Consider the following 6,269-nt stretch of genomic DNA (forward strand, 5'->3'; position numbering starts at 1 on the left):
TCCCGGCCTCTTTCAGGCGGATCGCCTCTTCGACGGCGATCTCGTCGAACGGGTTCATCGACATCTTCACATTGGCAAGATCGACACCCGATCCGTCCGCCTTGACGCGGACCTTCACGTTGTAGTCGATCACGCGCTTGACAGGTACCAGTACCTTCATGAGCGTTGGTCTCCTTGGTTGCTCGGCGCGGGAAACAGGGCGCCTTCGTCATTCGGACATGTGTTAGCGGCTGGCGCGGCGGGAAAACAGGGGGAAATCGACCTGTTTGCGCTCTCGGACGCCGCGTTCGGGCCGGGGCGGGCGAAAAACGCGCTCAGCGGTTGGCGCCCGGGATCCAGAGCACGTCGTCCATACCGCCGTTGTTGGCCACCCGCGCGGCGACGAAGAACCAGTCGCTCAGCCGGTTGAGAAATTTCACCGCAGCGGGGTTCACCGCCTCCTGCGCCGCCAGTTCGACCGCCGCCCGCTCGGCCCGGCGCGCCACCGTGCGGCAGACGTGCAATTGCGCCGCCAGCGGCGTGCCGCCGGGCAGGATGAAACTGCGCAGCGGCTCCAGCTCGCCGTTCATTGCGTCGATCTCGATCTCCAGCCGCTCGACCTGGCCCGCCAGCATGCGCAGTGGCGGGTACTCGGCCTTTGCGTCCTGCTCCATGTCCGGGCGGCACAGGTCGGCGCCCAGATCGAAAAGGTCGTTCTGGATCCGCGCCAGCGCGTCGTCCATGTCGTCGTCCTCGACCTCCAGCCGGGCCACCCCGACACAGGCGTTCAGCTCGTCCACCGTGCCATAGGCATCGACGCGGGCGGCGTATTTCGGCACCCTTGCGCCATCGCCCAGCGCGGTGTCTCCGGCATCCCCGGTGCGGGTGTAGATCTTGTTCAGCACCACCATGGATCAGGCGGCCCCCTGCCGCTTGAGAAAGATGTAGAGAAGGATCAGCCCCACCGCGAGCGCCTGCATCACGATCCGCAGTTGCATCAGCTTGTTGCTGTATTTCTGGTTGAAGGCGCCACCCTTGGCAAAGCCGCCGATGCCCAGCATCAGCACCACCGCCACGGCCACCACCGCCAGCACCACGATCACGAACAGCGGATCACCCATATTGCCCTCGCTTGGCTTGTATCCCTGTCGCTACCTAGCGGCAATCGGCGCAAAAGCGAACCGGATTCTCAGATCCGGGTCACGATCCAGTCGATCGCCCGCGTCGGCAGAACCCGCCGCAGGTAGCCGGTCAGGTAGGTCGGCACGGTGACGTAATAGCGCGCCCGTGGCCGCCGCGCCTCCAGCGCGCGAATCAGTTTTTCGGTCACCGCCTCGGGCGGCAGCTCGAAACGGTCCTTGCCGGTGTCGCGGTAGAGCCGCGGCAAAAGCTGCGCCTCATAGGCCGCCCGCCGGGCCGAGTGTTCCCAGTCGATGTAACGCTCGAAATAGGCGATGCCCTTCTTGCGCAGCGGCGTGGTGATCGGGCCGGGCTCGATCAGCACCACGTCGATGCCGCTGCCGCGCAGTTCGATCCGCAGGGTATCGCTCAGCGCCTCCAGCGCGTGCTTGGTCGCCGCATAGGCGCCGCGCCAGGGGATCGACACCAGCCCCAGCGAGGACGAACATTGCACGATCCGCCCGTGCCCCTGCGCCCGCATCACCGGGATCACCTGCCGCGTCAGATCGTGCCAGCCAAAGAAATTCGCCTCGAAGATCGCCCGCAGCCCGTCGCGCGGCAGATCCTCCACCGCGCCCGACAACTGGTGCCCGCCGTTGTTGAACAGCGCGTCCAGCCGCCCGCCGGTGGCCTCCAGCACCTGAACCAGCCCTGCCGCGATACTGTCGGCGTCGGTGTAATCGATGCACGGGCTGTCGAACCCCTCGGCCCGCATCCGGTCGCAATCGCGCTGCTGGCGGCAGGCGGCGAACACCCGCCAGCCCCGGTCGCGCAGCCCCCGCGCCGCGTTCAGCCCGATGCCCGATGAGCAGCCGGTGATCAGGATGGTTTTCTGCATGGCCGGGTGGCGTGTCTCCGTTGGATCTGTCGGGGGCAATCTATGCGGGCAAACCGGCACCTGCGCAATGGGGCGCCGGTCCGGTCAGTCCGCCTTCTTGCTGACGAGCGAGGCCGCGACCCAGCCGATCCGCTGGTCCGGCAGTGTGCGCAGCCGCAGCCAGCCGGTGCCGGAGGCGCTCAGCACCTCGACCTCCTCGCCAAGCGCCAGCCGCGCGACCACCGGATAGATGGTTCCGGGCCCGTCGCGCATGTTGACCCGCGTGCCGGTGACCTCGCGCAGGTCCGGTTTCGGCTTGGGCGGCGGGGCAGGGGCCAGGGCGGGCTCCGGCGTCGTTTCGCGCAGACCGGCAATCCCCTGGTCCAGCGCGGTCAGGGCAATGCCGGCGCCGGCGCCGGAAAACCCGGACAGGTCGGTGCCCAGCCCCTGCCGGATCTGCGCCAGCCGGTCGGCGCGGGCCAGTTGCCGCGCCTTCAAGGCCGCGCGCTGGGTCTCCGGCGTGGTCTCGGAGGGCGCGTCGGCCCGGTCCCGGCGCGGCGCGATCACCGGCGCGGCGGGTGTGGGCTTCGGGCGCACCACGGCCTCACGCGGCGCGGGCTTCGGCGGACGCAGGCCGCGCGGCTCGAACGCCCCCCCGCCGGAGAGCTCGTAAAAGGCCCAGGCCAGGATCAGAAAGGAAACGATGATCAACCGCGACACAAGGCCCCCGACGCGCAACAAACAGATTCCCGCCCGGGGCGACTCCCCCGGACGGACCGGAACCTTAGCCGATCCCCCGATTCGGCACAGCGGGAAGCGGTCGGCGGTTTTCCCCGCAGCCCCCGTTGGCCCGGAAATGACCGGAAAACAACCGCCTTGCCCGCGCCGGTCCCCGCTTTACGCCCGCCGCGCCCCGGCGTATCACCGCATCTATGAACGACCTGATCGACGACCCCAACATGCAGCCGCCGGACGTGCCGGGCGAAATCTCCGAACCGCTGCGCCGCGCGATCGGCGAACGCTACCTGACCTATGCGCTCTCCACCATCATGCACCGGGCGCTGCCCGATGCGCGCGACGGGCTGAAGCCGGTGCACCGCCGCATCCTCTATGCCATGCGTCAGCTGCGGCTGGCCTCCGGCGGGGGGTTCCGCAAATCCGCCAAGATCTCCGGCGACGTGATGGGCAATTACCACCCGCACGGCGATGCCGCGATCTATGACGCGATGGCGCGGCTGGCGCAGGATTTCAACGTCCGCTTCCCGCTGGTCGATGGCCAGGGCAACTTCGGCAACATCGACGGCGACAACCCCGCCGCCGCCCGCTACACCGAGGCGCGGATGACCATCGTCGCCGAGGCGCTGCTCGAGGGGCTGGACGAGGACGCGGTCGATTTCCGCGACAACTACGACGGCACCCTGACCGAACCGGTGGTGTTGCCAGCGACATTCCCGAACCTTCTCGCCAACGGCTCCAGCGGCATCGCGGTGGGCATGGCCACCAACATCCCGCCGCATAACATCGCCGAGCTTTGCGACGCCTGCCTGCACCTGATCAAGACGCCCGACGCCCGCGACGACACCCTGATCAACTACGTGCCCGGCCCCGATTTCCCCACCGGCGGCATCATCGTCGAGCCGGCCGAGAACATCGCGCGGGCCTACCGCACCGGGCGCGGCTCGTTCCGCCTGCGCGCCAGGTGGGAGCAGGAGGATCTGGGCCGCGGCCAGTGGCAGATCGTCGTCACCGAAATCCCCTACCAGGTCCAGAAATCCAGGCTGATCGAAAAGATCGCCGAACTGATCCAGACCAAGAAGATCCCGATCCTCGCCGACATCCGCGACGAATCGGCCGACGACATCCGCATGGTGCTGGAACCGCGCTCCAAGAACGTCGACCCCGAGGTGCTGATGGGCATGCTGTTCCGCAACTCCGATCTGGAGGTGAGGTTCTCGCTCAACATGAACGTGCTGATCGACGGGCTCACCCCCAAGGTCTGCTCGATGAAAGAGGTGCTGCGCGCCTTTCTCGATCACCGGCAAGAGGTGCTGCTGCGCCGCTCGCGCTTCCGGCTGGGCAAGATCGACCATAGGCTCGAGGTGCTCGAAGGCTTCATCATCGCCTTCCTGAACCTCGACCGGGTGATCGACATCATCCGCTACGACGACGATCCCAAACCGGCCCTGATGCGCGAGGACTGGTCAAAGACCCACGTCCGCGCCACCTCGGAAAAGGATTACCTCAGCCCGCCGCCCGGCGAGGGCGAATTGAGCGAGGTTCAGGCCGAGGCGATCCTCAACATGCGGCTGCGCTCCCTGCGGCGACTGGAGGAGCTGGAACTGCTGCGCGAGCAATCCGCCCTGATGGAGGAACGCGCCGGGCTGGAGGATCTGCTCGAGGACGAGACCCTGCAATGGACCCGGATCGCCGAGCAGCTGAAGGAGACCAAAAAGACCTTCGGCAGGGATTATCCCGGCGGCGCCCGCCGCACCGTCTTCGCCGAGGCCGGCGAGGTCGAGGAGGTGCCGCTCGAAGCGATGATCGACCGTGAGCCGATCACCGTGGTCTGCTCGCGCATGGGCTGGATCCGCGCCATGACCGGCCATATCGACCTTTCGCGCGAGCTGAAGTTCCGCGACGGCGACGGCCCGCGCTTCGTGTTCCACGCCGAAACCACCGACCGGCTCTTGGTATTCGGCTCCAACGGGCGGTTCTACACCCTCTCGGCTGCCAACCTGCCCGGCGGGCGGGGGTTGGGCGAGCCGCTGCGCCTGATCGTCGATCTGCCCAACGAGGCCGAGATCGTCACGCTCTTCACCCATACGCCGGGCCAGAAACTGCTGGTTGCCTCCAACGCCGGCAACGGCTTCATCGTCCCCGAGGACGAGGTGCTGGCCCAGACCCGCAGCGGCAAGCAGGTGCTCAACGTCAAATCCGACGAACGCGCGCATCTGTGCAAGCCGGTCCGCGGCGATCACGTCGCCGTGGTCAGCCTGAACAGCCGTTTCCTTGTGTTCCCCGCCTCCGAATTGCCCGAGATAACCCGCGGCAAGGGGGTGCGGATCCAGAAATACAACCAGGCCCGCGGCAAGCAGGGCGCGCTGGAGCTGGACGGCGGCCTGTCCGACATCACCACTTTCGACTGGTCCGAGGGGCTGCGCTGGCAGATGGGCGGCGGCAAGACCCGGCATGAACCCGACCTGACCGAATGGCTGGGAAAGCGTGCCGGGGTCGGCAAACGCCCGCCGCACGGCTTCCCGCGCGACAATCGGTTCGACTGACCCGCCCCTCCCGCGCCGCGCCTCCACCTGTCATCCCCGCGCAAGCGGGGCTATCCCCCCTGTCTGCCCGCTGCCCCCCGCGACTCTGCGAAGCATTTGCGCCGGACCCCCGGGTGGTCTACTCCTCTTGCGACTGACCTGACCCGGAGCCCCCATGATCCGCATTTTCGCCCTGCTCGCCGGCCTCTCCCTTCTGGCCGCCTGCACCGCGCCCTCGCCCGACGACCCGCTTCAGGATCTCGGCGCCTTCTACTTCGGCCACAACATCGTGGTCGCCCCGAAGATGCAGAAGGGGCCGATCTCCCGCGACGCCACCAAGGAGGAATGGGTCGATGTGCTGACCGGGGCCATGCGCGACCGCTTCGGCCGCTACGACGGCGACCAGCTCTATCATTTCGGCATCTCGGTCGAGGGCTACATGCTCGCCCCGCCGGGGGTGCCGCTGGTCTACACCCCGAAATCGGTGCTGATCGTCAACGTCACCGTCTGGGACGATGCCGCCGGCAAGAAACTCAACGACAAGGTGAAGCAATTCACCGTGTTCGAGACCGCCTCGGGCGGCTCGGTACTGGTCGGCTCCGGCAACGAGCGCACCAAGCAACAGCAGATGCAGGGGCTGGCCCGCAACACGGCCGACCAGATCGAGGACTGGCTGGTGGAGATGCACAAGGAAAACGGCTGGTTCGCGCCCCGTCCGGACACCGACCCGGCCGCCACCGCCGCCTCTGCCGCGCCCCTGCCCGTGGCCGGCTGACCCCCGCCGCCGCAGCAGCGCAGGAGGCGCTTGATTTTCCGCCCCGAACCCAATATGTGCCGCGCGCAGAGGAAACACGGGTCGTTGCGACCCCAGCAAGTCAAAAGGGCGCCCAGGACATGGCAAAGGAAAAGTTTGATCGCACGAAACCGCACGTGAACATCGGCACCATCGGCCATGTTGACCACGGCAAGACGACGCTGACGGCGGCGATCACCAAGTATTTCGGCGACTTCAAGGCCTATGACCAGATCGACGG

Annotated in this window: 7 protein-coding genes and 1 pseudogene; 3 read left to right on the plus strand and 5 right to left on the minus strand. The window is 67.4% G+C overall.

The window, feature by feature from the left end; all coding sequences use genetic code 11:
* The 5 genes and pseudogenes from P1U75_RS04570 to P1U75_RS04590 form a co-directional block, all read right to left on the minus strand.
* Positions 1-160 (minus strand): annotated as a pseudogene (locus tag P1U75_RS04570) (electron transfer flavoprotein subunit beta/FixA family protein); the annotation flags it as partial.
* A gap of 154 nt (positions 161-314) precedes the next feature.
* On the minus strand, positions 315-890 hold the full coding sequence (locus P1U75_RS04575) for a cob(I)yrinic acid a,c-diamide adenosyltransferase (protein ID WP_300240340.1): 576 nt from the start codon (positions 888-890) through the stop codon (positions 315-317).
* 3 nt (positions 891-893) lie between these two features.
* A complete protein-coding gene (locus P1U75_RS04580) occupies positions 894-1,100 on the minus strand; it encodes a twin transmembrane helix small protein (RefSeq protein WP_300240342.1) in 207 nt (68 codons plus the stop codon).
* A 68-nt stretch (positions 1,101-1,168) separates the two neighbouring features.
* Positions 1,169-1,996, minus strand: a complete 828-nt coding sequence (locus P1U75_RS04585) for an SDR family NAD(P)-dependent oxidoreductase (RefSeq protein ID WP_300240345.1) — start codon at positions 1,994-1,996, stop codon at positions 1,169-1,171.
* 84 nt (positions 1,997-2,080) lie between these two features.
* Entirely contained in the window at positions 2,081-2,695 is a 615-nt protein-coding gene (locus P1U75_RS04590) for an SH3 domain-containing protein (RefSeq protein ID WP_300240348.1), read from the minus strand.
* A gap of 212 nt (positions 2,696-2,907) precedes the next feature.
* On the opposite strand from P1U75_RS04590, the gene P1U75_RS04595 reads away from it, so the two are divergent.
* The 3 genes from P1U75_RS04595 to P1U75_RS04605 form a co-directional block, all read left to right on the plus strand.
* Positions 2,908-5,256: a DNA topoisomerase IV subunit A gene (locus P1U75_RS04595; protein WP_300240350.1), complete on the plus strand. Its 2,349-nt coding sequence runs from the start codon at positions 2,908-2,910 to the stop codon at positions 5,254-5,256.
* A 154-nt stretch (positions 5,257-5,410) separates the two neighbouring features.
* Positions 5,411-6,010: a hypothetical protein gene (locus P1U75_RS04600; RefSeq protein ID WP_300240353.1), complete on the plus strand. Its 600-nt coding sequence runs from the start codon at positions 5,411-5,413 to the stop codon at positions 6,008-6,010.
* A 119-nt stretch (positions 6,011-6,129) separates the two neighbouring features.
* Positions 6,130-6,269: GTP-binding protein (locus P1U75_RS04605; RefSeq protein WP_300239674.1), on the plus strand; the 140-nt coding region annotated here is incomplete at its 3' end.

The sequence above is a fragment of the Antarcticimicrobium sp. genome, assembly GCF_029212575.1.
Taxonomy (GTDB): domain Bacteria; phylum Pseudomonadota; class Alphaproteobacteria; order Rhodobacterales; family Rhodobacteraceae; genus Antarcticimicrobium.